A 25,002-nucleotide genomic window follows, 5' to 3' on the forward strand; every position below is an offset into this window, starting at 1 on the left:
GGGCAGCATTACTCGCGGTGCTGCTCGTTGCGTTCAGGTTCCCGCCAGAGATCCTGAATAACGGGGTCATCTTCTTCGTCTTCATTTTCCCACGAATACGTTTTACGGACTGGCTTAGGATCGTCGCGCCAAAAGAGTAGCGCGCAAGCCAGCCCCCCCACTGCGCCAAAAAAATGCGCTTCATATGAAATATCCGGCTCTGTGGGAAAAATAGTCAGAATCATTGTGCCATACATAAAAAATGCGATCATCATCAGCCCTACAGACCGTGTGTCACGGCGCAGCACCGACACCACAAACAGATAGAAAAACATGCCGTGAGCGACGCCACTGGCTCCCAGGTGGGTAGCCTCACGACCAAACAGCCAGACGCCCAGTCCGCTTACCAGCCAGGCAAACGCTAACACTTTCAGACGGGTTCTCGGGTAGCCATATAAAAGCGCACTGCCAAGCACAATAAGCGGCAGGGTATTGTTAAAAAGGTGCTCGTAACCTGAATGCACCAACGGGGCGGTAAGAATGCCGTACAATCTGACCGGGTCCATAGGAATAATGCCCAGCACTGACAGGGATAAATTGAAAAGCTCGCCGGCAGACTGTATGACCCATAAAACGGTGACTACCAGCGTGCTGGTAACTATTGCCTGACGAAGCGAGTACACATTCTTTTTTGCTGTATTCATCAGCAATACATGGGGGAGACCTGGAAACTCTCAATCACAACTTTATACTTTTCAGCGCACTGACGGTATCAATATCGTAAGCCGCCTCTGGATGAGGCACTGCATAAGTGTGTACAGGCTCAGTATACATGCCTGCACTTAACAGTTTTCCGGCACCGCTGTCACCACGTAAATTCACTAACTGATTCCAGTATTGACGAGGGAAAATAGCAGGTGCGGTGCACCGGTTGTCCCAGTAACTGGCTATCATCATATCTGGCTTTAGTGCGGCGACCTCTACAAGTACCGATAAAGACTGCGTCGTGATCAGGGGTAAATCTGCCAGCATGATCAGAATATGGGAGGTCGAAGAATATTCGGCCTGCACATGCTCTACTCCCGTCCGAATGCTTGCGGCCATGCCGTCCTGCCACATTTCACTAAATACGATGTCGACATCGGGGCCCATATATCGCGCTATTGCGTCATGATAGGCGCCCGTAACAATAGTAATGTTGTCGCACAGAGGTTTACACTGCTCAAAAACGCGTCTGAGGATGGGTTGACCGTCAGGAAGCTTTGCAAGTAATTTGTTTGCGTTAAATCGGCGGGCGCTGCCGCCAGCAAGAATCACTGTATTGAGTCGCATTGCCAGTCGCTACTACTTTGAGCATAGGGTTTATCATACAGCGCTGCATGGGCCTGGGATAAGATTGAAAGCGCGATAGACTCAGGTAAATCCCCCCCTACATTAAATCCCGCCGGCGACTGCAATGGCACAGGCAGTTCTTCAACGGCAATGCCTGCCTGCGAAAGCACACGCTCTGTGCGATGCATTGGTCCCAGCAAACACAGATATTTTAAGTACGGCGGCGGAAAAGCTGCCACACTGGCCAGAAAACGGGCATCCATTTCCACCTGGTGATGCATTACGATCATCGCCTGCGCCTGTTGATAGGCAGTTTGCTCCTTGAGCTCAGCCACCGGATGCGCCAGACACGCACAGGATGAGGGAAAATCACCGGCTCGCGCGTAGCGGGCCCGTTCATCGTTAACGGCCGTCTGCCACCCCAAGGTATGTGCAATTTGCGCAACCGGTACTGCATCCACGCCACCGCCGGCGATAAAGACGGTATTGGGGGGAGAAACAGAATGACAGAACCAGTCCTCGGAATCCGGTTTATCACCGATGTGTATCTGTGCTTTTGAATTATCTAACCGGTGACACACAGACACCGCCTGATTTGTTTCCAGCGCATCAAGAACTTGGGGCAGGCAAAGATAATCATTGTGCTCACTGACCGGCTGCAGTAACAGAGTAACCTCCCCCCCACATCCAATGCCAAGCCGCCAGGCTACATCGCCCTCTTCCTGCATGTCATACGTCACAGTGCGACTGGTATTGGTCATCCAGCACTTTCTGGCGTGATGAAACAAATCGCTTTCCAGACACCCGCCGCTCACCACACCAAACTGATCACCGGTATCGCTGAATAACATCATCGCCCCGGCCTTTCTGTATGCCGAACCCCGGGTGCTGATAATAGTGGCAAGCAACCACTGGCCGACATCCTTTTGTGGAAACCAGGTCTTAAGAATGTGATAGATGTGGTGTCTCATTCACTGCTCATGATTTTTGCGATAATGCCGTAATTACGTGATCCAGCTAGACTTTGTTCACCGGGTGCATACCGGTTACTAACCCGGCCTGCTCAGTCGGGTAATCGCCTCACTCAACCCATCAAGGGTTAAGGGAAACATACGCTGATTCATAATTTCATGCATGATTCCCACAGAATGGTAGTACTGCCAGTGCTGACGAGGCTGGGGATTAAGCCATACTGCAGAGGAAAAATGGTTAAGCAAACGTTCCATCCAAACGGCGCCGGCTTCTTCGTTCCAGTGCTCTACGCTGCCGCCGGGATAGGTAATTTCGTATGGGCCCATTGTTGCGTCACCAACAAAGATGACTTTGTAATCAGAACCAAAACGATGAATGATATCCCAGACGGGTATGGTTTGTTCGCGTCGTCTTGCATTGTCCTGCCAGACCGCCTCATACACGCAGTTGTGAAAATAAAAGTACTCAAGATATTTAAATTCACTGTGCACCGCAGAAAACAACTCCTGGGTTTCCTTGATATAGGGATCCATCGAGCCGCCGACATCAAAAAACATCAACACTTTTACCGCATTGTGTCGCTCCGGCGTCATATGAATATCCAGCAACCCACCCTTTCGCGCGGTCTCACGGATGGTGCCAGGTACATCTAATTCGTAACTGGCGCCGGTACGGGCAAACTTTCTGAGTTTTCGCAGTGCCATTTTGATGTTACGCGTTCCCAGTTCGACATCACCGGAAAGGTTTTTAAACTCCCGCTTATCCCATACTTTGGCCGCGGAGAAATTGCGGTTGCCTTTTTGACCGATCCTCACCCCCTCGGGATTGTATCCATACGCGCCAAACGGCGATGTGCCGCCGGTGCCTATCCATTTATTACCTCCCTGATGCCGCTCTTTTTGCTCTTCAAGCCGTTCTTTCAGGGTTTCCATCAGCTTATCCAGCCCGCCAAGGGCTTTGACCTGCGCTTTTTCTTCTTCAGTCAGGTGCTTTTCAAGCTCTTTACGCAACCAGTCTTCAGGAATTTCCTCACCGAAAAGATCAATCGATTGCACGCCATCGAAATAATCTGCAAACGCTTTATCAAAGCGGTCGAACTGCGTTTCATCCTTCACCATTATCATTCTGGCAAGGTAGTAAAACGCTTCAATGTCGGCGTAGACCACCTGCTGTTGCAAGGCTTTAAGCAGATCCAGCAGCTCTCTGACAGTGGTTTTGACCTTATAGCGGCGAAGCGTGAAGAAAAAATCTATAAGCATCAGCGACGCGCCATAAATGCCAGCTTTTCAAACAGATGGATGTCCTGCTCATTTTTCAACAGTGCACCGTATAAAGGAGGAATAGCCGCCTTACCCTCTTTGTTGTGTAATGCCTCGGGCGGAATATCTTCAGCCACCAGCAGCTTCAGCCAGTCAATGAGTTCTGATGTTGACGGTTTTTTCTTCAAACCGGGAACATCACGTAACTTAAAGAAGGCCTGCATCGCTTCTTCCAGTAGGTTTTGTTTAAGCCTGGGGAAGTGAACCTCAACAATTTTTTGCATCTGCTGCACAGTAGGAAACTGAATATAATGAAAAAAGCAGCGGCGTAGAAACGCATCTGGCAATTCTTTTTCATTGTTTGAAGTAATAATCACAATGGGACGTTGACTGGCTTTTACCTGTTGCTGCGTTTCGTAAACAAAAAACTCCATCTTATCCAGCTCAAGCAACAGATCGTTAGGAAATTCGATATCGGCCTTATCAATCTCATCAATCAGCAACACAGGACGCTTTGGTGCTTCAAATGCCTGCCACAACTTGCCTTTAACGATGTAGTTACTGATATCATGCACCCGGTCATCCCCTAGTTGCGAGTCACGCAGCCGGGAAACCGCGTCATATTCGTACAAGCCCTGCTGAGCCTTGGTGGTTGATTTGATGTGCCATTGAATCAGTTCAGTATCGAGCGCCTCGGCCAGCTCCTCGGCCAGCATGGTTTTCCCTGTACCGGGCTCGCCTTTTATTAAAAGCGGCTTTTCAAGGGTTATCGCCGCGTTTACCGCAAGTTGCAGTTCTTTACTTGCTATGTAATTCGTTGTACCGGTAAAGGCCATTACCACTCCTTTTAGGGTGTGAAGATTATCTCAGCGGACCAGTTTAACGTGCTTGCTACAAATAACCATATCATATAGCGAAAAATCACTTTGCTTTTCTGACTGTGACCCTAATGATAAGGAGGTAGAAATAAAAATTGCGTTGTACACTGAGTATTTATTACGTTTCAAACGTAACGTAAACTACATAATACCCACAACGTATTCCACGAGAATAAAGGATAAGCAATGAGAGTATTTGACGACAACTCACTGGCAATCGGCGGCACCCCTTTGGTGAAACTAAACCGTGTAACCAGTGGTAATGTTTACGCCAAGATGGAATCCCGTAACCCAAGCTTTAGCGTAAAATGTCGTATCGGCGCTAATATGATTTGGGATGCAGAGAAGCGCGGTGTCCTGACCGATGGTAAAGAAATAGTCGAACCTACCAGTGGTAACACGGGTATCGCACTGGCTTTTGTCGCTGCGTCGCGTGGGTACAAAATCACTCTTACCATGCCCAGCAGCATGAGTCTGGAACGTCGAAAGCTGTTAAAAGCGCTAGGTGCGAATCTGGTACTGACCGAAGCCCCCAAAGGGATGAAAGGCGCAGTTGCCGCAGCGCAGGAGATTGTTGAGTCCGATCCGGATAAGTATGTGTTGCTACAGCAATTTGACAACCCGGCAAACCCTGAAATCCATGAAAAAACGACGGGCCCGGAAATCTGGCAGGATACCGACGGGAAAATCGATGCCTTTGTTGCCGGTGTCGGAACCGGTGGTACGATTACAGGTGTCAGCCGTTACATCAAGAAAACACAGGGTAAAGCAATTACTTCAGTCGCCGTTGAGCCAACTGACTCGCCCGTCATTACACAGGCTAAAAATGGTGAAGAACTGACACCAGGACCTCACAAAATTCAGGGGATCGGCGCTGGGTTTATCCCCGGTAATCTTGATTTGGACATGGTGGACGAAGTTGAGCAAATTACCAACGATGAATGCATGGAAATGTGCCATCGCCTGATGAAAGAAGAAGGTATTCTTGCCGGCATTTCATCCGGTGCCGCAGTTGTTGCCGCTAAGCGCTTTGCCGAGCGTCCTGAAAATAAAGATAAAATGGTTGTTGTGCTGCTGGCCAGTGCTGCTGAACGTTATTTGAGTAGTCCGCTTTTTGCCGGCGCATTCGGCGACCAGGAAGAAGTACAATAAGACTCAGAAAATCGTCTATATCAAAGCGAAGCATGATGCTTCGCTTTTTTTTGTCTATAATTTCTGTTATTCATGATAAAAAAGGTTATACCTTAGTCTGAAGGGCGCTGATGCCCGACACTAGCAGTAGGAAGCTTTGTCATGCGTTTATCGATGTATCCGTTTTTTATGTTGTGTAGTATCACACTGTTGTTACTGAGCGGGTGTAACAAACAAACGGGCAATGATACCGGTGAAGCCAGTGAGGGCACGCCGGAATACGCGGCCGTTGCCTTTGCTCACGCTTTGTATAATGATGCCGATATTAATGAAGCGCTGGCGCTGAGCACAGACCGGATGCGTCGTATTCTATCCAGCTATCACACTACACGAAACGCCCAGCGCCATGTAATGAATCTTAAATATGATTCAGTAGAGATTAAGCCGGATGGTGGCAATCGCATAGGCCGGATGCAATTTGCCGAAAAAGCAACCATCACCTTGTTTTTCAGCGGATCATACAACAATGAGCGCATAGAAGATTTGCGCAATGTTCATCTGTTGCGACAAGGCGGTCAATGGAAAATTGACCGCGTGTCTAATGATTATATGTAGCGCTACTGACCTACCGCAACACCTTCACGGCGCGGATCCGCGCCGCCGATATACTTTCCATCTTTAATTTGTATACCGTGCAATCCACTGTTCAGGTCGATCACTTTCACATTGTGACCTAACTTCTCCAGTGGCGCTTTTAACCTTGCAGCATCAGTGCCTTTCTCCAGCGCTGTATAGTCATTTCTATTGGTAAATCTGGGCATGTTAATCGCCTGTTGAATATCCATATCAAAGTCCAGTACACCGATGATGGTTTGCGCTACATAATCGATAATCCGGCTACCACCGGGTGAGCCGACAACCAATTCGAGATTCCCGTCTTTATCAAATACCATTGAGGGACTCATTGAGCTTCTGGGTCGCTTATGCGGCTCCACACGATTTGGCACTGGCTCGTGACCTCTGGAAGGATTGAAGGAAAAATCGGTCAGCTGATTGTTCAGCAAGAATCCTTCGACCATAAGCCCTGACCCGAACATAAATTCGATACTTGTGGTCATTGAAATAGCATTGCCCTGCTTGTCAATGATGGATATATGACTGGTGTTAGGCTGCTCCATAGAGCGGCCCAGCGTTACCCGGGCATCTTTATACGGTTTACCGGCTCTTGCTTTTTGCCATGGTTTATCAGCATTGATGGCCTGGGCACGACGTTTCAGATAAGCCGGGTTAATAAGCGCAGCAAAGGGCAGATTGGTAAAATCTGTATCACCGATATACATCTGACGATCAGCAAAGCTTAAGGCACTGGCCTGCGTGAACACATTGGCAAATTCAGCACTGTCAGCGGACATCGCTTTAAGATTCTTATCCTCCAGCATTTTCAGGATCTGGTAGACATTAATTCCACCTGAGCTGGGTGGCGCCATGCCACACACTTTTTTGTCGTGATAGTTTCCACAGACGGGCTGACGCAGCTTCGCCTGATAACTGCTGATATCATTTTTGCTGATGTTGCCCGGATTAACAGGTGCCGAATTAACCGTTTTTACGATTTTGTCCGCCAGTTCACCGGTATACAGATAGTCAGCGCCTTGCTCGGCAATCCCTTTGAGTGTGCGTGCCAACGGATTATTGGTTTTATTTACTCCAGCCTGAAGCGGTTTTCCACCAGGAAAAAAATAGGTGCTACTGGTTGGAAACTCATCAAGTCCGGGGTGGTAGTCCAGAGCAACCAGTCGCGCCAGCCGCTCAGAAACTTTAAACCCTTCATCTGCCTGCTTAATGGCGTCACCAAACAACGCATTCCACGGCAGCTTTCCGAATTTATCATGAGCTAGCTCAAGGCCACGTAACACACCGGGTACGCCCACCGATTTTCCGCCGACTACCGCGTCCAGCCAGTCCATTTGCTTATTACCCTGCATAAACCAGTAAGCATTCACTGCTGCCGGTGCAGTCTCTCTGCCGTCAATGGTATAGAGCTTTTTCTCCTGATTATCCCAGTACAGGATGAATGCGCCTCCGCCTATGCCGGATGATTGCGGCTCTACCAAAGTAAGCATGGCCTGTACGGCAATAGCGGCATCAATAGCACTCCCGCCCTTTTCTATTATGTTTTTACCGGCCCAGGACGCATAAGGGTTTGCGGCCACAACCATGTACTCACTCGCGGTAAACGCTATTTTCTGCGTAAAACCGGTATTTGCTTCTGGCTCGCGTGTTTCGACGTTTTGTGCCAAGGCCAGTGGCGCTATACACAGAGAAACCGTCAGGACAATACTGCGAAGGCGCGTTTTATATGAAACGATAGCACGTTCTCCTTATCTGAATTTTTCCGGGTTAATCGGACGCTTATGCAAGAACGCATCAAATGCTTCTCTGGCCGCTTCGGTCGTCATTGCTTCTAAAAAGACATCCAGCTCATCATTAATATGCTGATCGATGGCGTCTTTGTTATTCGTCAGTAACGATTTTGTATGCTTTAAAGAAAAAGCCGGTTTTTGCGCCAGCGATTCACACACAGAATGAACCCGGGCAGCCAGGGTATCCGCATCGGTCACGTCATTGACCAGTCCGAATTGCGCAGCCTGCGCAGCATCAAATGGCTCACCCAGCATCAACCATTCAGCCGCCTTTCGGTGACCGGCCATACGGGGCAAAATGTAACTTGAGGCAAATTCAGGTACAAGACCAAGGTTGATGAATGGCAGAATAAAACGGGTCTGCGGCTCGCAGTAAACCAGATCGCAGTGCAACAACAATGTGGTACCTATTCCTACCGCCATGCCATGAACCTGAGCAACTACCGGCTTTGAGCAGTGCAGCAGTGCGTGCATAAAGGCAGACACCTCGGCAATATGCTGATTATCTTCCTGGCCGGCAAAATCACGGATATCGTTTCCGGCAGTGAAACAATCACCGTTAGCGGTTAGTTTGACGACTTTTACAGACTCATCACCATCCGCTTCTTTCAGCGCATCAGCCATAGCCTGATACATGTCACGGGTCAGTGCATTTTTTTTATCAGCACGATCCATGGTGATAGTGACGATACCACCTTCGCTGCTCGTTGTTATATTGCTCATCGTGTTTTCCTTTTTATTAAAGTGATGACAAATACCATTTAATTTTCGGTATGATAGCGATCCTGTTCAAAAATAAAAATCACTAAAAAGATGTTGTCACTTCCGCTTTCCTTAAAATACAGCGCTGGCCCATTGATAATTGGTGTTACCGCACTGGTTCTCTTTCTTTTTGAACCAGCATCGAATGCTCTACTGGCGTACGACCGATATGCATTACAGGGCTGGGAAACATGGCGCGTCATCACCGGCAACTTCGTACATACGAACGGCTATCATCTTCTGCTCAATCTGGCTGGTCTTACACTATTGTGGCTGCTATTCGCCGAGCACTTTTCAATCTTTCGTTTTATCAAAGTGTTTATCTGGTGTTGTCTGGGTACATCACTGGGTATTTACTGGTACTCGCCTGATCTTATCTGGTATGCCGGATTATCCGGTGCATTGCACGGCGTATTTGCCTGGGGAGCCTGTCGCGACGTTACCAAAAACATTGTGTCAGGCTGGCTGTTGCTACTCGGTGTACTGGTTAAGGTAATTTACGAGCAACTTGCCGGAAGTGCGACCAGCATGGCTGAGCTGATAGACGCGAATGTCGCGGTAGATGCCCATTTGTACGGCACGTTGAGTGGCATTCTGCTTTTTGCAGCGATGTATACCATACCGCTCATGAAACGGCAGATTCACCGTTCAGACTAATCCATCGTCTGGCCTTTAGTGCTTATCTATTATAAAAAAAACGGCGCTCGATGCGCCGTTTTTTTTATCGCTTTTGCAGGTTCAGTAAGAACCGTATATTGCTCTTATCAAAGATTTTCCTCAAACAGCTTATAAATACGGCGATATTCATCCAGCCACGAGCTGGGCTGAACAAAGCCATGTGGCTCAACCGGGTAAATAGCCGTTTCAAAATCTTCTTTTTCCAGCTCGATCAGACGCTGAACCAGTCTAACGGTATCTTCAAAGAAGACATTATCATCGACCATCGGTGCATTGATAAGTAGTGGATATTTTAACCCTTCAGCGTGATAGATGGGAGAGCTGCGGCGGTAGGCAATGGGGTCAACATCCGGGGTATTAAGAATGTTTGCCGTGTACGGGGTGTTGTAATGCGCCCAGTCCGTCACAGGCCGCAGCGCCGCGCCCGCTTTGAACAATTCAGGGGCATTAAACATCGACATAAATGTCAGGAAGCCACCGTAAGACCCCCCGTAAGTGCCTATCCGTTCACGATCAACATTGGCATTTTCGACCAACCAGTTTACGCCATCTTGTAAATCCTGTACTTCCGGCTCGCCCATATTCCGGTAAATGGCGGTTCGCCAGTCACGACCATAGCCTGCCGATGCTCGATAATCCATATCCAGCACCACGTAACCCTGCTGCGTCAGCAAACTGTGAAACATAAACTCGCGAAAATAGCCTGACCAACCCAGATGAGCATTTTGCAAGTAGCCCGCCCCATGATTAAACACCACCGCACGACGCGGTTCGCTGGCGTCATAGTTTTCAGGCAGATAAACTCGCGCATAAATGGGCTGGGCGGTGTGCGTGGAGGGAATGGCCACAATCTGCGGCGCTTTCCATGGCATGTTGGTGAAGGTCTTACTGACCGTGTCCGTTATTTTCTGTGCCGGTTGCGCACTGTCTACAGGTTTAATGTAAAGCTCTTCGGGACGGGTCACTTTACTGTGTGTCAGCAATAACGTTTGTTCATCGGGGCTGAGAACATAATCGGTCATGCCGTCAAGATCAGTCAGTGCTTCGCTTTCACCTGTCTGCGTGTTTACGCGATAAATTTCGTAGATACCCGGATGCTTTTTATTCGCTTTGTAATAAAAATATTGATCATCCTTACTTAGCGTGGGCTCATCAACAATGAACTGACCGCTGGTCAATGGACGGGCAGCCTCCCCCGGCGTTTGGGTGTAAAGCTGAGAATAGCCTGATTCCTCAGATAAAAAGTACAATGTTTCGCTGTTATTCATCCAGCCAAACTGATTAAAACGGTAGTTAATCCAGGCATCATCATGCAGACGGCGCTGGCTTACCAGGCTGGCCTTGTCTAAATCAACGGTCGCAATCCAACGATCTTTGTTATCCCATGCTTCCAGCATAACGGCAACCTGCCTGCCGTCAGCATGCCAGCGGATTGATGGTTCGCTCCAGTACCAGCTCTCAAGCAGGGTGATTTCACGCGGCAAACGATTTACCTGATAGGTTTCGCCCCGGGCTTTTGCATTTTCCGCTTTGACTTCCGCCAGCACGTCTTCGTTATAGCCCGGCAAACTGGTATAGGATAGCTCACGTTTCTCACCCGTTTTGATATCTACCAGCCATAAAACATGATTTTCAGGCTCTGCATCAGCCACTCTGCGTCTGACTTCTTTTGATGCAATGCGACCATCTTCCTGAATATAGTGCGGCATAATGTCGCCTTCACCACGCCAGGGTTTATCTTCGGTGGTGGCGACAATCGCTTTATCGCCTCGGGGAGAAACCGAAATTCCGACCAGGCGGTGCGCAGGATCAAAGTAAACGGGGTCCGGTGCTACAGATGCGTTGTTCTTGGCTAGCGCAGCGTCCCGGTCAGCTTCCTCCTGCCGTTGCTTTCGCTGCAGTGCGATATAATCGATAAGGGTAATTTGCTCCTGTGCAATGAAATCCTCTGGAGCGGATACCGCTTCAGGCTTTTCTGCAAAGTACCAGGAAAATAATTCTTCGCGCTGCCCGGTTTTCAAATCTATAGCGATGACGTTGGTATCGCTTTTTGCCATCAACCGACCATCAGTCATGAATGACAGATTCGATAAAGGCGCGCCGCCGCGCGTGAGCTGAACGGTTTTTCCGTTATCAAACTGTACAAAGACACTATCTTTATAGCGATAAGCCATGTTGCCAGTATTCGGATCAGTCACCAATTCATCAAAGCGATATTCCTGCATCGCTGAAAGGGCAATCTCACTGGCTTTTGTTGGCGCAGATAATGGTGCTGCATAGGCCTGCATCAGAGCGCTGTCCATTTTTTCCCGCTCATACACTATATGTGTACCATCAACAGAAAAGCCCGCATTTTGCGGTGCTCTGCCCAACCATTGTGGGTCAGCCATAATCTGTTCCAGGGTAATTTGTCCGTCTGCGGAGGCAGAAGAATCGGTTTTTGGAGTAACAATGCTGGCAGGTTCAGAGGCCGCTGGCTGATTAGCCGCAGGAGCTGACTGGGTGTGCTCGGGAGTCGAACTGCACGCGCCCAGAGCTGAAGAAACGGCAGCAGCCACAAGCAACGTTTTTAATTTTTTCATGTGCTTATCTTTTGGTTTTGTTATAAGAATCGTCCCATTATAAGCAGGCACTTGTAACTGCGGTCAAGCTTCGTCGAAAATGTAAGGCAAACCGTCTTACCCGATAACCGCTCTATACCTGCTTACGGTTACCGAAAAAATCTACGGGCATAAAAAAGCCCCGCAATCCGGCGGGGCAATCAAGCACACTCAACTTGGAACACACTTTAGCGGACTCGTGTTATACAAAACTCAGCACGTCTGCATAACACATTTGGCTAACTGCATTAATTTAGTCAACGGTATCACTGGTAAGTTCAACAATTTTTTCATTCGCATTATTAAATGCTTTACTGGCCTGCTCATCCCCCATCGCGAGCCCCTCTGCATAAACAAACCGGATATCGGTTATACCGATAAATGCGAAGAAGTGTTTAAGGTATTCGGTCTGGGTATCCATAGGCGTTCCGACGTACTGACCACCACGAGCAGCAAGAATTGTTACCTTCTTACCTTCCAGTAGTCCCTGCGGCCCGTTCTCAGTATAGCGAAAGGTAATACCAGCTCGCGCAATACGGTCAATCCAGGCTTTTAACGCAGAGGGAATACCGAAATTATACATGGGTACACCGATAACAATTTCATCCGCAGCCTGTACTTCTGCAATCAGCGTATCAGATAACTCCGCCAGCTTAGCCTGCTCATCAGTGCGCGAATCAGCATCAGTCATCCAGGCTTCCATCTCACTGGCTTCAAGGTGCCCCAGATTGCTGGCGTACAAATTACGTGAAGTCACAGAAACCGACTTACTGGCCTGCAGCGTTTCGATATATTTTTCGGTGAGTTTAGAAGAGTTCCCTGACGCTTCGTTCAGGCTTGAATTGATAACGAGAATATTTGACATAATAGCTCCGTAACTAGCTGTTTGATGGGTAAAGTTTAGGAGCAGCGTTATCGAATTAAAACATCAAAATCTTTAATCAAACGTTCTATAAATTAGAATTTCAGTTAGCTAAATTATCACCAGTGACTGGGCCTTTAACCTGGCCAGCGCATACTGACCAATAGAAAACGACCGTTTTATCAACAACCTGAACTGCTTGTCTGCACTAAAAAACCATCTGCCGAGTAATACTGTACGAGGAACCTTATTCAGGTCATTATTGTCAGCTATACAATGAAAAATCTTTTACCAGGAACCACCATGCGAATGTTTGCGATGGGGCTGATCCCAGTAATACTGTTAAGCGCTTGTACCACTCGTGAGCCAATTATCAAGGGCGAGCCTTCCCGGGAACTTTCTACTCCCTACACGCTTAAATCAGGCGGCTTTGCTCCGCCTTTGCAGCAGGGTTTGGTTATTAATCACGCCGATTTATGGTTTAATTTTGATTTCAAGCGCCACGTTCTTTTTGGCTCTGCCACGCTCAAGCTTGACAGCGAACGGCCCAGGCGTACCCTGTCTGTGGATCTGGACACGCGGTACAAAGTCGAAAATGTCTGGATAAACGGTGAACCTGTCCCCGCGGGCAATATCAAAAATCCGGATGGTCAGCTATTGATTACCCCTCAGCACGCGGTGGCGTTTCCGCTGACCATAAAAATCGATTATTTTGGTCAGCCCCGAAAGCCGCCCAATCCGCCATGGGACGGGGGCGTGATGTGGACACAAACCCCCAATGGCGATCCCTGGGTTGCAACCGCGGTGCAGGGTGAAGGCTGCGATCTCTTCTGGCCATGCATCGACCAGCCGTTTGGCGAGCCACGTCAGGCTGATATTCATATCACTGTGCCGACCAATCTGGTTGCCGCAAGTAACGGTAACCTGGTCAAAGTAACCGAGCAAAAGACGGCGAAAACCTATCACTGGAAGACCTCATCTGCGGTCAACACTTACGGCATCGCGTTAAACATCGGACCGTACGAAACCCTGACGTCGCGTTTTCGCAGTATCTATAACAACGCCTATCCCCTGGTTTATTATTATCTTCCTGAGGTCAATCCGCAGGGCGCTGAAGCATTATTTAATGAACTGCCGGATATGCTCACCTTCTTTGAAAGAGTCATAGGCCCCTACCCTTTCCCCCAGGAAAAAGTCGGTGTGGTACAGACACCGCATAAAGGCATGGAACATCAGACCATCAATGCATATGGAAATAATTACGAGAAAGATGAGTACGGGTTTGACTGGCTGATGCAGCACGAACTGGCGCATGAATGGTTTGGTAATCAGATGACCAATACTAACTGGGATCACATGTGGCTTCATGAGGGGCTGGGCACCTACATGCAGCCCTTGTACGCTCAGTATCTTCATGGCGATGTCGCCTACATGGCCTACCTGAATAAAATCAGAAAAAATATCAGTAATAAGGCGCCTGTTGTGTCGGGCATGCCCCGCTCGGAAAAAGAGGTATATAATTCACAAAACGGTCCCGGACTGGATTTATATTATAAGGGCGCGTGGATAATGCATACCTTGCGCGGACTTGTGGGCGATGAAGTCTTTTTTGATATTGTGAAAGAGTTGGTGTATGACACAACTGAACCACGCCCCGGAAACTTTTCGCCGGTCTATCGGGATACAGAGGATTTTATCCGTATTGCCAATAAGCATTATGGTGAATCACTGGACTGGTTTTTTGATGTTTATCTGTTCCAGAACGCTCTGCCGAGGCTAAACGTGTCGCGCAGTAAAACAACCTTGAATCTTTCCTGGACAGTACCTCAGGCCATGCCATTTCCCATGCCCGTCGATGTCAGAATAAATGGTGAGGTACGGACACTGGACTTAACCCAGCCCAAAAGCCTCGTGATCAACCCTGAGGACGTTATCGTTGTCGATCCTCAAAGTAAGTTATTGCGGTTTGAACAACGTTACGAAGACATCAAGAAACAATAAACCGGAAAATCACTGCGCTGCGATTTATCCGCAGCGCTGTAAATCTTCATTACATTGCGTCTAAGGCCTGACTGAAGTCAGCAATAATGTCATCAATATCTTCAATACCCACTGAAATTCGAATCATTGAATCTGAGATGCCCATTTTCTGGCGCTCCTGCTCCCCGCTTTCATAAAATATGGTCGAGGCCACGGGTAACGCGAGTGTGCGGTTATCACCTAAATGTGTCGCGCAAATAATCAGCTTAAGCTGATTCAAAAATGCGATAGGGTCGATATCGTTAGCCAGATCGATACTTAATATTGCGCCATATCCACAACGCATTTGTTCGCGCGCAATAAAATGCTGTGGATGATCCGCCAGACCCGGATAAAAGACATTCGAGACCTTTGGATGATTATCCAGAAACGTAGCCAGGTGTTTGGCGTTATCGCAGCTTCGCGGAATACGAAGCCCCATGGTCTCCATGCCAACAGCCAATTTATGCGCGGCCTCCGGGGCCAGGGTCGCACCCAAATCGCGTAGTCCTTTCTTTTTGATTTGTGTCAGCCCCCACTGAGAGGTATCAGCCACACGATAGGCTGGCTTTATATTGTCAAACGACTGCCAGTCATACAGCCCGGTATCGATTACCGCACCACCCAGCGCATTGCCGTGGCCGCCAACATATTTTGTCAGCGAGCAGACAATCAGACTGACCCCGGCGTCGCAGGCCTGAAATACCGGCGGTGGTGTCATTGTGTTATCCACAATCAACATGACGCCACGCTCATGACAATAACGGCCAATCGCCTGTATATCAGCAACCTGTGTCACCGGGTTAGCCACCGTTTCGGTAAATATCGCCCGGGTGTTAGGCTGATAAGCTTCTTTGATATCCTGCAGGCTGGTTACATCGACAAAACTGATTTGAATTCCCAAGTCGATAAGCGTATTCATCAGGCTGCGCGTATTGCCAAACAGGTACTGGCTGACAATAAGATGATCACCGTGTTTAAATAGCGCCAGAAAGGTACTGCTCAGTGCAGCCATTCCCGTTGCAAAACATACTGCACCGTTACCCTGCTCAAGTGCATTGACCTGATTGGCCAAAGCAACGACTGAACCTGACGAAGACCGCGAGTAGACATGACCTGCTTTTTTGCCCTGAAAAACATCGACGATGTCCTGCGCATCTTTATATTCGAATAAAACAGAGTTCGTAGATGGTGTGTGCACCGCCCCGTCTTCAGGTGTATTGAGCTGACGATCAGCATGAACCTGGGTGGTGGTGAAGCCTGATTTTGTCACGAAGCCATCTCCTGAATATTTCCTCAATTAGCACCGGAATAGCCTACCATAATCGGAAGTAAATATGCTGTACGTCTTTTACACTTACGCACGCCGGTGATGTGTGTGCTTCGTTCCCGCCTGATCAAATGATCTAACGTATGCGTTGACTTATATAAGGAACACACACTTAAGGCTGAGAGGAGAAGTAGTGCCGTATGTGTATCTTATTCATAGCCAGGGATCAACGAAAAGATTTCCCTTTAATCATCGCAGCAAATCGCGATGAATTTCATGCCCGACCGACTAAGGCCTCACATATCTGGTCGTCTCATCCTCCCATTTTCGCAGGTAAAGACCTGAAAGCCGGTGGCACCTGGATGGGTGTGACGCGCAGTGGTCGAATCGCTGCGCTGACCAATATTCGACAACCAGACAAAGAACGTCAGGATGCAAGGACCCGTGGTGAATTGGTGGTTAACTATCTGACACATAAAGGTAGCAATCCGCAATTTCATGATGTGCTTAGGCGGCGGCGCGAAAAATACAACGGCTTTAACTTGCTACATGGCACCTGGCGGGACCTGAAGGTCTACAATAATGAATCCGATTCGCTCTTATCATTGGAGCCGGGTATACACGGGCTCTCCAATGGGGCGCTTAACGACCCCTGGCCCAAAGTATCTCGCGGCGTCAGTGCGCTGTCACAGTATTGCTCAGAAAGTGACACCTTAAGCGAAGATGCACTCTTCTCATTACTTAAAGATAAAACCGAAGCCCCCGAAAGTGCGCTTCCGGATACCGGAATATCGAAAGACTGGGAAAAGCGACTCTCGCCAATTTTCATACAATCTGATGAGTACGGGACCCGGGCATCAACACTGCTTCTGGTTAACCGAAATGGAAATGCCAGTTGGAGTGAGCGAACCTACGACATCCAAGGACAGGTGACCGATCAGGTTACAGCACATTTTCAGTTTCTGTGAGCCGGTGCAGTTTTTGGTGCGCTGTATCTAAAAAAAGTCTGACAGGACTCGTATTTTTTAGCATCAGTGGCATAATGCTGAACTCGCTTATCAATCACGCAACGTGAGGACTTATTGTGTTTGAAGTATTACCTTATCTGGAACCCGATCCCATTCTGGGTTTGTCTGCTGCATATAAAGAAGATTCCAATGCTGCTAAAATTGACCTTGGTGTAGGTGTCTATAAAGACGAACAGGGTAATACCCCTATTATGACGTCGGTCGCCAAAGCACAAAATATTCTTCTTGAAAGAGAAAACACAAAAAGTTACATCACGCCGCAAGGTCATCAGGGTTTTATCGATAACATGCTTACCTTGTTGCTAGGCGATAAAAGCCCGGTATTGATGGAGAATCGTGTGGCAGGCGTTCAGGCACCGGGTGGTTGTGGAGCATTACGTATCCTTGCTGAACTTATCGCGCGAAGCAATGAAAAAGCACGGGTTTTTGTCAGCGATCCCACCTGGGCCAATCACATTCCGCTGATGGGCTCCGCCGGTCTGCAACTGGAAACTTACCCGTATTTTGATAAAGAAAAAGCCGGCATCCGCTTCGATGCCATGATGGATACTCTTAAAGAGGCCGGAAAAGGCGATATCGTGTTATTACACGGATGCTGTCATAACCCTACGGGTGCCGACTTAACCAATGAACAATGGGATGCCGTTCTGGAGCTTGCCCAGGAACGTGGCTTCACCCCGTTTATCGATGTGGCTTACCTTGGCTTTGGTGACGGACTTGATGAGGACGCCTACGGCATACGCTTGTTGGCTGAGAACCTGCCAGAAGTTGTCATTGCCGCGTCTTGCAGTAAAAACTTTGGTTTATACCGTGAACGTGTCGGTCTGGCCGCCATTATCACTGAAGATTCCAAAACACGGGATATCGTGCAGGGTCAAATTCAGTCAGTAGCACGCGGCAGTTATTCGATGCCGCCCAGCTATGGTGGTGCTCTGGTCGATATTATTCTGTCAGATACCAGCCTCAAAAAAGAATGGATGAGCGAAGTAAACAGCATGCGAAACAGAATGCAGAGCCTGCGTACTATGCTGGTAGATAAACTGGAAGAAAACGGCGCGCAACAGGATTTCAGCTTTTTGAATACTCAAAAAGGAATGTTCTCGTTTTTATGCATTACGCCAGAACAGGTACGTGAAATGCGTGATAAGCATAGCGTGTACTTTGTCGGTTCCAGCCGCATTAACGTGGCAGGTATCAACCAACAAAATGTTGATACCCTGGCCCGCGCGTTGGTCTCTGTTCTATAAAATCAAAAAGGCCAGCGCATTTTCGCGCTGGCCTTTAGTACACTATCTGCCTGACAGACAGTACTCTCTCACAGCATCATTGGCTTTTTCGGCTGCATCGTCATCGTTAATTTTCTTCGCTTTCAGATACGCTATTTTCGCCTCTTCACACTGCTGCTTTAATTCCGCATTCCTGATAGTCGCCTGATCTTTACTGTATTGGCGCATGCCTTCGGCACCGTTATTAGTGTCTCTGTCCTGTGGCTTTCTGTCCGTCTTATATGCGTCCGATTGCGTTGAACCGCAGGCCGTTATCGTGCTTGCAATAACGAGGATGATAAGTAAGCGCAGCATAAGCTAAATTCCTTTCGAAGTACCCTTCACCTGAATGTATGTTTTGACATAAAAATCAAAAAAACGGCAATCATTATTCTGATGGCTTGATTACCGCCGAGTTGTTTGTCGGAAAGCTGTTTTTTCCAGCATAGGCAGCGTCAACTGAATACACGAAGCTGAATGATATTGCCATCACAGTCAGTAATATTGGTCACACTGAATATCGGATTCGCCCATTGCCCGTCCATTGACTGCCCACCCAGCTGCCTGGCCTGTTCGTGTGTTTCAGCGTGGCTATCTACAGTAATAAACAGCTTTACCGTATTGTACCGCGCCTCGGGAAGTGGTTCGGGTGGCAAATGAATCACAATGTTTAATCCATCTGAAACAAGACTGTGCATCTGCTCCGATGACTTTACTATCTGCATATCAAATAATTTTGAATAAAATTGTGTCAGCCGATCCAAATCGTTGGTGTAAACAATTACACCGTGCTTAGCGGGTCCCTGCATAAACGTCCTTTAAAGTGAATATTCGAAGATATAGGTATGACTGTTCTCATCCTGATTGATTTGCATTGAACCTGTCAGCGACGCTAACTCCCCTGAGCCAGATCCCTGGATAACCGTCACACTGAGCTCTCTGCTCTCGCTACTCATTTTTCCCTGATGAAGCAGGGTGAAGCCTCCCGATTTGCCTGCCAGATGGCCTTCAAACTCTTCAATTGCACAGTAAACAGACATGCCACCATCAACCTGCTTGCTAAGCATTTGCCCTTTACCGACGCCCTGTAATTCACCTTCATAATCTTTTTCAATGATCATTCGTCCTGCGCCAATAGCATCCTGCTGAGGCAGAATATTGACAGTGAACTGGCCTGTTGCTTTTTGCATAGTGCGCATTTGTTGACTCCTTTTAACAATTAGAAATTCCTGTCCGGGAAGACACGTCAGTACGATAACGTATATTCATAACCACTTGTACATCACAAGTGCATCTGTCAGTCCATATTCAGGATGCTGAAACGCGCGGGGTAGTCGTCCCTGAACAGCAAAGCCCAGTTTTTCCCACAGGCGAATTGCGCCGATATTGCTGGCCGCGACAAAATTAAACTGCATGGCCAGATAACCCATCGCTTTGGCTATCTGTTGTGAGTGCCTGCACATTTGGGTGGCGAGTCCCTGCCCCCGCGCATCAGCAGATACCATATAGCCACAGTTACAAACGTGACGGCCAGGACCAGCATGATTGGTTTTCAGATAATATGTACCTGCAATCTGGTTATCCAATAACGCCACATACGACTTTTCAGGCACATCAAACCAGAGTGTTTTTGCCGCCGCCATATCAATATCAGGATCAATGCCGTAAGTACTGGCTTGTCTTACAATGTCGTGAAAAAAAGGCCACACCGCTTCCCAGTCGTCAGCCCTGGCTTCCCGAATGTGAAGAGTCGTCATCTCAAAAATTTCGCCTTTTTCATCACCAGATTTACCTGTCTTTCTCACTCACAGTGAATCAAAAAACACATAAAACCGCTACACATTCCTGCCTAACGAGGGCTGGTCGGGCGCGGTTTACCGCAATTAAGAAGTTCAGATTTCAAATAAGCTTTTATTATAGATTGCTCGCAGCGTCTGCCAAAAAGAAGCGCTCCGTATAGGGCTGTCAGAAGCATCGTCCACCGGATAGCGCCATGGAGACTGAATACCCCACTGTAAAACAGCGTTGTATAGGTGGGTACCAGCACGATAACGATGCAACATACCTTTATGCACTCAAGCATAATCGCTGTCCCGGGAGTGATCCTTTCAATCAGACTATCGACATCGTCAAAGGAAATATGACGCAGTTCCGGGTAGGTCCGTTTGAACCAATAGGCATAATCCATTTTACCTCCTGATGAACTATCACATGTCAGTACTGATAGTTCGCGAGTAAGAAAACCGTTTAAAGAGTTCAGGAACACGTCTATGGAGGCGCTACCTGTTGATACTATATTTGTAAGCGTCTTCGCTAACGCTAATATTGTTAACCGGGGAAAGATAACCGACACGTTGCAACGTTGTACGGAAACTTTTCAGCCCACCCACTATAAATAGTGAAAAAAGCTTAAGCCGGTTCACAGGTATGTCTAAAGTCTTACTTTCACTCTTTTATCATTGCCAGAATATCTGCAAACGCAGGATGCTGACTACTTCCCAACAGCTGGTACAGACACATCTCTACACTGCTGATAGCGGCACCGGCGTCACGTAAATTGGCCAGTGCCAGCTGCTTGTTATCAGGATCTCTTGATGACACTGCATCACTGACCGGGAAAACCGTGTAACCACGCTCAAGCAGCGATAATGCTGTCTGATAGACACAAATATGCGCTTCGATACCACATATCAGCCACTGATTTTTCCCGTTGCGCTGTATCGTATCCACAAATTGTGCGTTCTGACACGCATCAAACGTGCATTTTGTTATCAGTGAATTCCGGTTGATGAAAGGCTGTAAAACAGGCGTTGTTGCACCCAATTTATCCGGCACTTGCTCAAGCCATATAATGGGCAAAGCCAATACTTCTGCAGCCCTGATAAGTTGCTCACACTTCAACAGGAAAGCCTCACTTTGATACACCGTTTTTGCCAGTCGCCCCTGGATGTCAGTAACAATAAGTCCGGTGTCTTGTTCGTTAAGCATCGACAGAACTCCTGAAACAGGCTGATACAAAGTTTATCCGCTTTACAAATAGCGAAGTGATTTAGTCAGTGTAGCCATCAGGTTGATGACGGGTAACGGTAATACTGAACGTCGAATACCGTTTGGATAACAATGTCTTGATGATCCATATACTCATTACTAATGAGATAATCGCACCAGCCAGTTGGGCTAACAGTATATAGGGTCCTGGGGGAACATCCGCAATGGCCATCATTGTCCCAATCACGAGACCAACAATGAAGACGGCGGGAAAGATAAATACGAGCGTTCGCCATGTCAGACTCCACCAGACCCGAGCAGCCATCGACCAGGTTATCGTTGTGCTAGTTGAACTATCCATTGTGTATATCCATTCCTTTGTTGGTGCTTATAAATTACTTTACGCTGTTTTTAATCTAACCTGAAGTAACATTCTGGTGCTCAGCAAAACCAGAGCAAAAAAAATCAGCACGCTTTGGTCGCGTGCTGAAGATACTTGCATAATAGTTACATGCCCGTTAAGCCGGTCGGTCAGGCGAGCATGCCACCGTCCACCGTGAGTGTTGTTCCGGTGGTGTAGCTGGAAGCATCTGAAACCAGATACAAGACTGCACCGGCCATCTCCTCAGGATCTGCCACTCTTCCAAGTGGGATTTGTGACAGCGCGCCTTTGAGGATTTTTTCATTGCTGGTCAATGCAGAGGCAAATTTCGTATCCGTTAATCCCGGCAGTAGCGCGTTCACGCGAATGTTTAACGGCCCGCATTCTTTGGCAAAAGCGCGGGTCATACTGATCACCGCCGCCTTGGTGATGGAGTAAATACCCTGCATATCACCCGGCACTACACCATTAACCGACGCGGTATTCAGGATAACGCCACCACCCTGTGCTTTCATCATCTTGCCGGCAGCCACCGACATGAAAAAATAGCCACGGATATTCACATCCACTGTTTTTTGATAGGCCCCAGGATCCGTATCCAGAATGTGACCGAAATAAGGGTTCGCCGCAGCATTGTTGACCAGAATATCCAGCTTGCCATGGTCATTTTTAATGGTGTCGAACGCTGCTTCTATTTGGGCCATATCTCCAACGTGGCAGGCCAGTGCTGATGCGCTGCCCCCTGCATCTCTTATCGCCTGAGCGACGTTTTCGCAACTCTCCTTTTTACGACTTGAGACAATAACGTGCGCACCATAGGCTGCAAGCAGGTGTGCGATAGACTCACCAATACCGCGACTGGCGCCTGTAACCAGTGCAATTTTACCGGAAAGGTCAAAAAGATTTTGCTTATCAGTCATGGTCCACCTTCAATACCAGTTTGCCGAAGTTCTCGCCCTTAAATAGCATCATGAGTGTATCGGGGAATGTTTCAATACCGGTTACTACATGTTCTTTTGCTTTTAACTGGCCCTGTGCTATCCAGCCGGCCATTTCCTGTGCCGCCTCACCGTAATGTTTGGCGTTATCAAATACCACGATACCTTCCATTCGGGCACGGTTTACCAGCAATGACAGATAATTTGATGGCCCTTTTACTGTACTGTTGTTGTTGTACTGACTGATGGCGCCACAGATAACAATACGTGCATGCAAATTAATACAGGTTAACACCGTATCAAGAATGTCACCGCCCACATTGTCAAAATAGACATCGACACCATCCGGGCACTGTGTTTTTAGACCCTTGCGGACATCTTCGTTCTTGTAGTCAACTGCGCCGTCAAAGCCCAGCTCATCAATAAGGTACTGACATTTATCCTTGCCTCCGGCGATGCCAACCACCCGACAGCCTTTTATTTTAGCGATTTGACCGACCACACTGCCTACCGCACCTGCGGCACCGGAAACCACCACCGTTTCGCCGGCTTTAGGCAAACCTGTCTTGAGCAACCCGAAATACGCGGTCATACCCGGCATTCCCAGCACCCCCAGATAGCGTTCAAGCGGAGCCAGTGAAGGATCGACCTTATGCACACCTTTCGTATCGCAGACGGCAATTGACTGCACGCCAAAGCTGCCATAGACCTTATCTCCGACTGCAAAACCCTCGGCATTAGATTCCATCACCTCGCCCACCGCGCCGGCACGCATTACATCACCAATCTGAACCGGTTCAATATAAGATTTCCCTTCGTTCATCCAACCGCGCATAGCCGGGTCCAGAGAAATATACTGCACGTTGACTTTTATCTGCCCCTGCTTAACGTCTCCAACATCGGCTTCCTGATATTGCCAGTTTGCTTCTGTGGGCGCTCCCTGTGGCCGTGATGCCAGTAACCATTGCTTGCTTTTCATAATCTCTCCGTATGTGCGAACACGTTAATAGGTTGTATTCCTATTGTTACACAGGTCTGACCTTGCCTTTACTGTCAAAAATGACACAATAATGGTGAAAAAAGACATCCATAATTTTTACTGATAGCAGACTATGGGATTTTCTGATGCGACAAAAAGCACCAGCACGGATCGCGATATATGGTTTTGATAATGCGTTGGCGTCTGCCATTACCGGTGCCGTCGACTTATTCGCTCAGGCCGGTGTCACCTGGCAGAAAATTCATCACGTCACGCCCTCACCGGTTTTTTCTGTTGAGCTTCTGTCCACAACCGGCGCACCGGTCCGTTGTGTAAACGGTATCACACTGCATACCGATGCCAGGCTTGATGCACGGCAGCCGCCGGATGTACTGCTGATACCGACCATCGGCGGTAATATCGATGAGGTGCTCAGTCAACAGCAGTCACTGCTTCCAATATTACGGACTTTTCATGAGCAGGGCGTCGATATAGCGGCGAACTGTACCGGTGTATTTCTGTTAGCTGCCGCGGGCATTCTCGATGGCAAATCAGCCACTACCCACTGGGGATTTGCAAATGAGTTCAAAGTACGGTTTCCTCAGGTAAACCTAAACAGTGATAAATTGCACACTTATGAAGAAAATGTGTTTTGTGCCGGTGGCGGCATGGCGTGGTTTGACCTTGCCTTATTGCTTATTGAACGTTACGCCGGCGCCGATGTCGCCCGCCAGACTGCGAAGGCACATGTTCTTGACCTGCCCCGTCTTAATCAGTCACTTTATGCGGGAAGTCGCCGCGAGCAATCTCATCACGATGAAATAATCAAACAGGCGCAGCGATATATGGCTGACAACATCAAGTTAAGATTGTCTGTCGATGCGCTGGCCTCACGGGTAAATCTGACACCACGTACATTTAACCGTCGGTTTAAAGCGGCCACAGGCCAAACGCCGGGCCATTATTTACAGTCATTGCGCATCGATCACGCCAGGAAACTGCTGGAAAATCAAAAGTGGACCATTGAGCAGATTCTGTCTGAAGTGGGCTATGATGATCCCAGCACCTTTTCCAGATTGTTTAAAAAACGCACCGGTTATTCCCCCTCACTTTACCGGACAAAGTTTACAACTTTTGTACAATGCTAAAAGTTTTACTTATATATTTTGTTCAAAGCTAGTACACTGTCGTCCCGCTGGCGGTCCGATCAGTTGACCTCCAAAAACACCCTTAATTTATACCTTCACTTGGTGAACA

At 48.1% G+C, this 25,002-nt stretch carries 26 protein-coding genes; 7 read left to right on the forward strand and 19 right to left on the reverse strand.

Annotated features, from left to right (window positions below; genetic code table 11):
- Window positions 1-8: 8 nt before the first annotated feature.
- From HHX48_RS02825 to HHX48_RS02845, 5 genes are all read right to left on the reverse strand, one after another.
- Window positions 9-683 carry a rhomboid family intramembrane serine protease gene (locus HHX48_RS02825; protein ID WP_191022111.1) on the reverse strand — a complete coding sequence of 225 codons (675 nt, stop codon included), beginning with the start codon at window positions 681-683 and terminating at the stop codon, window positions 9-11.
- Window positions 684-717: 34 nt separating this feature from the next.
- The gene (locus HHX48_RS02830) at window positions 718-1,311 is read right to left on the reverse strand and encodes a nucleotidyltransferase family protein (protein WP_191022112.1); all 594 of its coding nucleotides are present in this window, start codon (window positions 1,309-1,311) and stop codon (window positions 718-720) included.
- Window positions 1,293-2,282, reverse strand: a complete 990-nt coding sequence (locus HHX48_RS02835; protein WP_191022113.1) for an XdhC family protein — start codon at window positions 2,280-2,282, stop codon at window positions 1,293-1,295. Before HHX48_RS02835 ends, HHX48_RS02830 begins: the two co-directional genes overlap by 19 nt.
- 78 nt (window positions 2,283-2,360) lie before the next feature.
- Window positions 2,361-3,542: a vWA domain-containing protein gene (locus HHX48_RS02840; RefSeq protein ID WP_191022114.1), complete on the reverse strand. Its 1,182-nt coding sequence runs from the start codon at window positions 3,540-3,542 to the stop codon at window positions 2,361-2,363.
- Window positions 3,542-4,378, reverse strand: a complete 837-nt coding sequence (locus HHX48_RS02845; RefSeq protein ID WP_191022115.1) for an AAA family ATPase — start codon at window positions 4,376-4,378, stop codon at window positions 3,542-3,544. The genes HHX48_RS02840 and HHX48_RS02845 overlap by 1 nt, the downstream gene beginning before the upstream one ends.
- A gap of 228 nt (window positions 4,379-4,606) precedes the next feature.
- Between HHX48_RS02845 and cysK the strand changes: the two genes are divergently transcribed.
- Together cysK and HHX48_RS02855 are read left to right on the forward strand one after the other, a co-directional pair.
- Window positions 4,607-5,572 carry a cysteine synthase A gene (gene cysK, locus HHX48_RS02850; RefSeq protein ID WP_191022116.1) on the forward strand — a complete coding sequence of 322 codons (966 nt, stop codon included), beginning with the start codon at window positions 4,607-4,609 and terminating at the stop codon, window positions 5,570-5,572.
- 141 nt (window positions 5,573-5,713) lie between these two features.
- Window positions 5,714-6,166, forward strand: a complete 453-nt coding sequence (locus HHX48_RS02855; protein WP_191022117.1) for a hypothetical protein — start codon at window positions 5,714-5,716, stop codon at window positions 6,164-6,166.
- 2 nt (window positions 6,167-6,168) lie between these two features.
- Here HHX48_RS02855 and ggt read toward each other — a convergent pair whose 3' ends face one another.
- On the reverse strand, window positions 6,169-7,857 hold the full coding sequence (gene ggt / locus HHX48_RS02860) for a gamma-glutamyltransferase (protein ID WP_397541060.1): 1,689 nt from the start codon (window positions 7,855-7,857) through the stop codon (window positions 6,169-6,171).
- A gap of 75 nt (window positions 7,858-7,932) precedes the next feature.
- The gene (locus HHX48_RS02865) at window positions 7,933-8,697 is read right to left on the reverse strand and encodes an enoyl-CoA hydratase (protein ID WP_191022118.1); all 765 of its coding nucleotides are present in this window, start codon (window positions 8,695-8,697) and stop codon (window positions 7,933-7,935) included.
- A gap of 90 nt (window positions 8,698-8,787) precedes the next feature.
- Here HHX48_RS02865 and rrtA point away from each other — a divergent pair, with 90 nt between their 5' ends.
- The gene (gene rrtA / locus HHX48_RS02870; protein ID WP_191022119.1) at window positions 8,788-9,393 is read left to right on the forward strand and encodes a rhombosortase; all 606 of its coding nucleotides are present in this window, start codon (window positions 8,788-8,790) and stop codon (window positions 9,391-9,393) included.
- A 107-nt stretch (window positions 9,394-9,500) separates the two neighbouring features.
- Here rrtA and HHX48_RS02875 read toward each other — a convergent pair whose 3' ends face one another.
- Both HHX48_RS02875 and HHX48_RS02880 read right to left on the reverse strand, forming a co-directional pair.
- Complete coding sequence (locus HHX48_RS02875) at window positions 9,501-11,996, reverse strand: prolyl oligopeptidase family serine peptidase (protein WP_191022120.1); 2,496 nt, start codon at window positions 11,994-11,996, stop codon at window positions 9,501-9,503.
- A gap of 271 nt (window positions 11,997-12,267) precedes the next feature.
- On the reverse strand, window positions 12,268-12,879 hold the full coding sequence (locus HHX48_RS02880) for an FMN-dependent NADH-azoreductase (protein ID WP_191022121.1): 612 nt from the start codon (window positions 12,877-12,879) through the stop codon (window positions 12,268-12,270).
- 300 nt (window positions 12,880-13,179) lie between these two features.
- On the opposite strand from HHX48_RS02880, the gene HHX48_RS02885 reads away from it, so the two are divergent.
- Window positions 13,180-14,877, forward strand: a complete 1,698-nt coding sequence (locus tag HHX48_RS02885) for a M1 family metallopeptidase (protein WP_191022122.1) — start codon at window positions 13,180-13,182, stop codon at window positions 14,875-14,877.
- Between the two features lie 49 nt (window positions 14,878-14,926).
- Here HHX48_RS02885 and HHX48_RS02890 read toward each other — a convergent pair whose 3' ends face one another.
- Window positions 14,927-16,168 carry a cystathionine gamma-synthase family protein gene (locus HHX48_RS02890; RefSeq protein WP_191022123.1) on the reverse strand — a complete coding sequence of 414 codons (1,242 nt, stop codon included), beginning with the start codon at window positions 16,166-16,168 and terminating at the stop codon, window positions 14,927-14,929.
- 197 nt (window positions 16,169-16,365) lie between these two features.
- On the opposite strand from HHX48_RS02890, the gene HHX48_RS02895 reads away from it, so the two are divergent.
- Entirely contained in the window at window positions 16,366-17,133 is a 768-nt protein-coding gene (locus HHX48_RS02895; RefSeq protein ID WP_191022124.1) for an NRDE family protein, read from the forward strand.
- Between the two features lie 116 nt (window positions 17,134-17,249).
- Entirely contained in the window at window positions 17,250-18,440 is a 1,191-nt protein-coding gene (locus tag HHX48_RS02900) for an amino acid aminotransferase (protein WP_191022125.1), read from the forward strand.
- A 42-nt stretch (window positions 18,441-18,482) separates the two neighbouring features.
- Here HHX48_RS02900 and HHX48_RS02905 read toward each other — a convergent pair whose 3' ends face one another.
- The 9 genes from HHX48_RS02905 to HHX48_RS02945 all read right to left on the reverse strand — a co-directional run bounded on the left by HHX48_RS02905 (window position 18,483) and on the right by HHX48_RS02945 (window position 23,745).
- Window positions 18,483-18,773: a hypothetical protein gene (locus tag HHX48_RS02905; RefSeq protein ID WP_191022126.1), complete on the reverse strand. Its 291-nt coding sequence runs from the start codon at window positions 18,771-18,773 to the stop codon at window positions 18,483-18,485.
- A 140-nt stretch (window positions 18,774-18,913) separates the two neighbouring features.
- On the reverse strand, window positions 18,914-19,267 hold the full coding sequence (locus HHX48_RS02910; RefSeq protein ID WP_191022127.1) for a VOC family protein: 354 nt from the start codon (window positions 19,265-19,267) through the stop codon (window positions 18,914-18,916).
- A gap of 9 nt (window positions 19,268-19,276) precedes the next feature.
- Window positions 19,277-19,657, reverse strand: a complete 381-nt coding sequence (locus tag HHX48_RS02915; RefSeq protein ID WP_223857972.1) for a DUF3224 domain-containing protein — start codon at window positions 19,655-19,657, stop codon at window positions 19,277-19,279.
- A 66-nt stretch (window positions 19,658-19,723) separates the two neighbouring features.
- The gene (locus HHX48_RS02920) at window positions 19,724-20,215 is read right to left on the reverse strand and encodes a GNAT family N-acetyltransferase (protein ID WP_191022128.1); all 492 of its coding nucleotides are present in this window, start codon (window positions 20,213-20,215) and stop codon (window positions 19,724-19,726) included.
- Window positions 20,216-20,307: 92 nt separating this feature from the next.
- Entirely contained in the window at window positions 20,308-20,646 is a 339-nt protein-coding gene (locus HHX48_RS02925; RefSeq protein WP_191022129.1) for a hypothetical protein, read from the reverse strand.
- Between the two features lie 257 nt (window positions 20,647-20,903).
- Entirely contained in the window at window positions 20,904-21,446 is a 543-nt protein-coding gene (locus tag HHX48_RS02930; protein ID WP_191022130.1) for an isochorismatase family protein, read from the reverse strand.
- Window positions 21,447-21,507: 61 nt separating this feature from the next.
- Window positions 21,508-21,807: a hypothetical protein gene (locus tag HHX48_RS02935; protein ID WP_191022131.1), complete on the reverse strand. Its 300-nt coding sequence runs from the start codon at window positions 21,805-21,807 to the stop codon at window positions 21,508-21,510.
- A 170-nt stretch (window positions 21,808-21,977) separates the two neighbouring features.
- Window positions 21,978-22,748 carry an SDR family oxidoreductase gene (locus tag HHX48_RS02940; RefSeq protein ID WP_191022132.1) on the reverse strand — a complete coding sequence of 257 codons (771 nt, stop codon included), beginning with the start codon at window positions 22,746-22,748 and terminating at the stop codon, window positions 21,978-21,980.
- Window positions 22,741-23,745 (reverse strand): NADP-dependent oxidoreductase, encoded by a 1,005-nt coding sequence (locus HHX48_RS02945; protein WP_191022133.1) that lies wholly within the window; start codon window positions 23,743-23,745, stop codon window positions 22,741-22,743. The genes HHX48_RS02940 and HHX48_RS02945 overlap by 8 nt, the downstream gene beginning before the upstream one ends.
- 146 nt (window positions 23,746-23,891) lie before the next feature.
- Between HHX48_RS02945 and HHX48_RS02950 the strand changes: the two genes are divergently transcribed.
- Complete coding sequence (locus HHX48_RS02950) at window positions 23,892-24,893, forward strand: GlxA family transcriptional regulator (protein WP_191022134.1); 1,002 nt, start codon at window positions 23,892-23,894, stop codon at window positions 24,891-24,893.
- Window positions 24,894-25,002: the final 109 nt, after the last annotated feature.

This window comes from Salinimonas profundi (genome assembly GCF_014750655.1).
GTDB classification, from domain to species: Bacteria; Pseudomonadota; Gammaproteobacteria; order Enterobacterales; family Alteromonadaceae; genus Alteromonas; species Alteromonas profundi_A.

Coding starts and splice junctions, on each gene's coding strand:
- HHX48_RS02945 (WP_191022133.1), bottom strand. CDS start 23,745: ATGAAAAGCAAGCAATGGTTACTGGCATCACGGCCACAGGGAGCGCCC.
- HHX48_RS02910 (WP_191022127.1), bottom strand. CDS start 19,267: ATGCAGGGACCCGCTAAGCACGGTGTAATTGTTTACACCAACGATTTG.
- HHX48_RS02845 (WP_191022115.1), bottom strand. CDS start 4,378: ATGGCCTTTACCGGTACAACGAATTACATAGCAAGTAAAGAACTGCAA.
- HHX48_RS02875 (WP_191022120.1), bottom strand. CDS start 11,996: ATGAAAAAATTAAAAACGTTGCTTGTGGCTGCTGCCGTTTCTTCAGCT.
- HHX48_RS02930 (WP_191022130.1), bottom strand. CDS start 21,446: ATGCTTAACGAACAAGACACCGGACTTATTGTTACTGACATCCAGGGG.
- HHX48_RS02830 (WP_191022112.1), bottom strand. CDS start 1,311: ATGCGACTCAATACAGTGATTCTTGCTGGCGGCAGCGCCCGCCGATTT.
- HHX48_RS02865 (WP_191022118.1), bottom strand. CDS start 8,697: ATGAGCAATATAACAACGAGCAGCGAAGGTGGTATCGTCACTATCACC.
- HHX48_RS02935 (WP_191022131.1), bottom strand. CDS start 21,807: ATGGATAGTTCAACTAGCACAACGATAACCTGGTCGATGGCTGCTCGG.
- HHX48_RS02940 (WP_191022132.1), bottom strand. CDS start 22,748: ATGACTGATAAGCAAAATCTTTTTGACCTTTCCGGTAAAATTGCACTG.
- HHX48_RS02885 (WP_191022122.1), top strand. CDS start 13,180: ATGCGAATGTTTGCGATGGGGCTGATCCCAGTAATACTGTTAAGCGCT.
- HHX48_RS02835 (WP_191022113.1), bottom strand. CDS start 2,282: ATGAGACACCACATCTATCACATTCTTAAGACCTGGTTTCCACAAAAG.
- HHX48_RS02840 (WP_191022114.1), bottom strand. CDS start 3,542: ATGCTTATAGATTTTTTCTTCACGCTTCGCCGCTATAAGGTCAAAACC.
- HHX48_RS02915 (WP_223857972.1), bottom strand. CDS start 19,657: ATGCGCACTATGCAAAAAGCAACAGGCCAGTTCACTGTCAATATTCTG.
- cysK (WP_191022116.1), top strand. CDS start 4,607: ATGAGAGTATTTGACGACAACTCACTGGCAATCGGCGGCACCCCTTTG.
- HHX48_RS02880 (WP_191022121.1), bottom strand. CDS start 12,879: ATGTCAAATATTCTCGTTATCAATTCAAGCCTGAACGAAGCGTCAGGG.
- HHX48_RS02920 (WP_191022128.1), bottom strand. CDS start 20,215: ATGACGACTCTTCACATTCGGGAAGCCAGGGCTGACGACTGGGAAGCG.
- rrtA (WP_191022119.1), top strand. CDS start 8,788: ATGTTGTCACTTCCGCTTTCCTTAAAATACAGCGCTGGCCCATTGATA.
- HHX48_RS02895 (WP_191022124.1), top strand. CDS start 16,366: ATGTGTATCTTATTCATAGCCAGGGATCAACGAAAAGATTTCCCTTTA.
- HHX48_RS02950 (WP_191022134.1), top strand. CDS start 23,892: ATGCGACAAAAAGCACCAGCACGGATCGCGATATATGGTTTTGATAAT.
- HHX48_RS02855 (WP_191022117.1), top strand. CDS start 5,714: ATGCGTTTATCGATGTATCCGTTTTTTATGTTGTGTAGTATCACACTG.
- HHX48_RS02825 (WP_191022111.1), bottom strand. CDS start 683: ATGAATACAGCAAAAAAGAATGTGTACTCGCTTCGTCAGGCAATAGTT.
- HHX48_RS02925 (WP_191022129.1), bottom strand. CDS start 20,646: ATGGATTATGCCTATTGGTTCAAACGGACCTACCCGGAACTGCGTCAT.
- HHX48_RS02905 (WP_191022126.1), bottom strand. CDS start 18,773: ATGCTGCGCTTACTTATCATCCTCGTTATTGCAAGCACGATAACGGCC.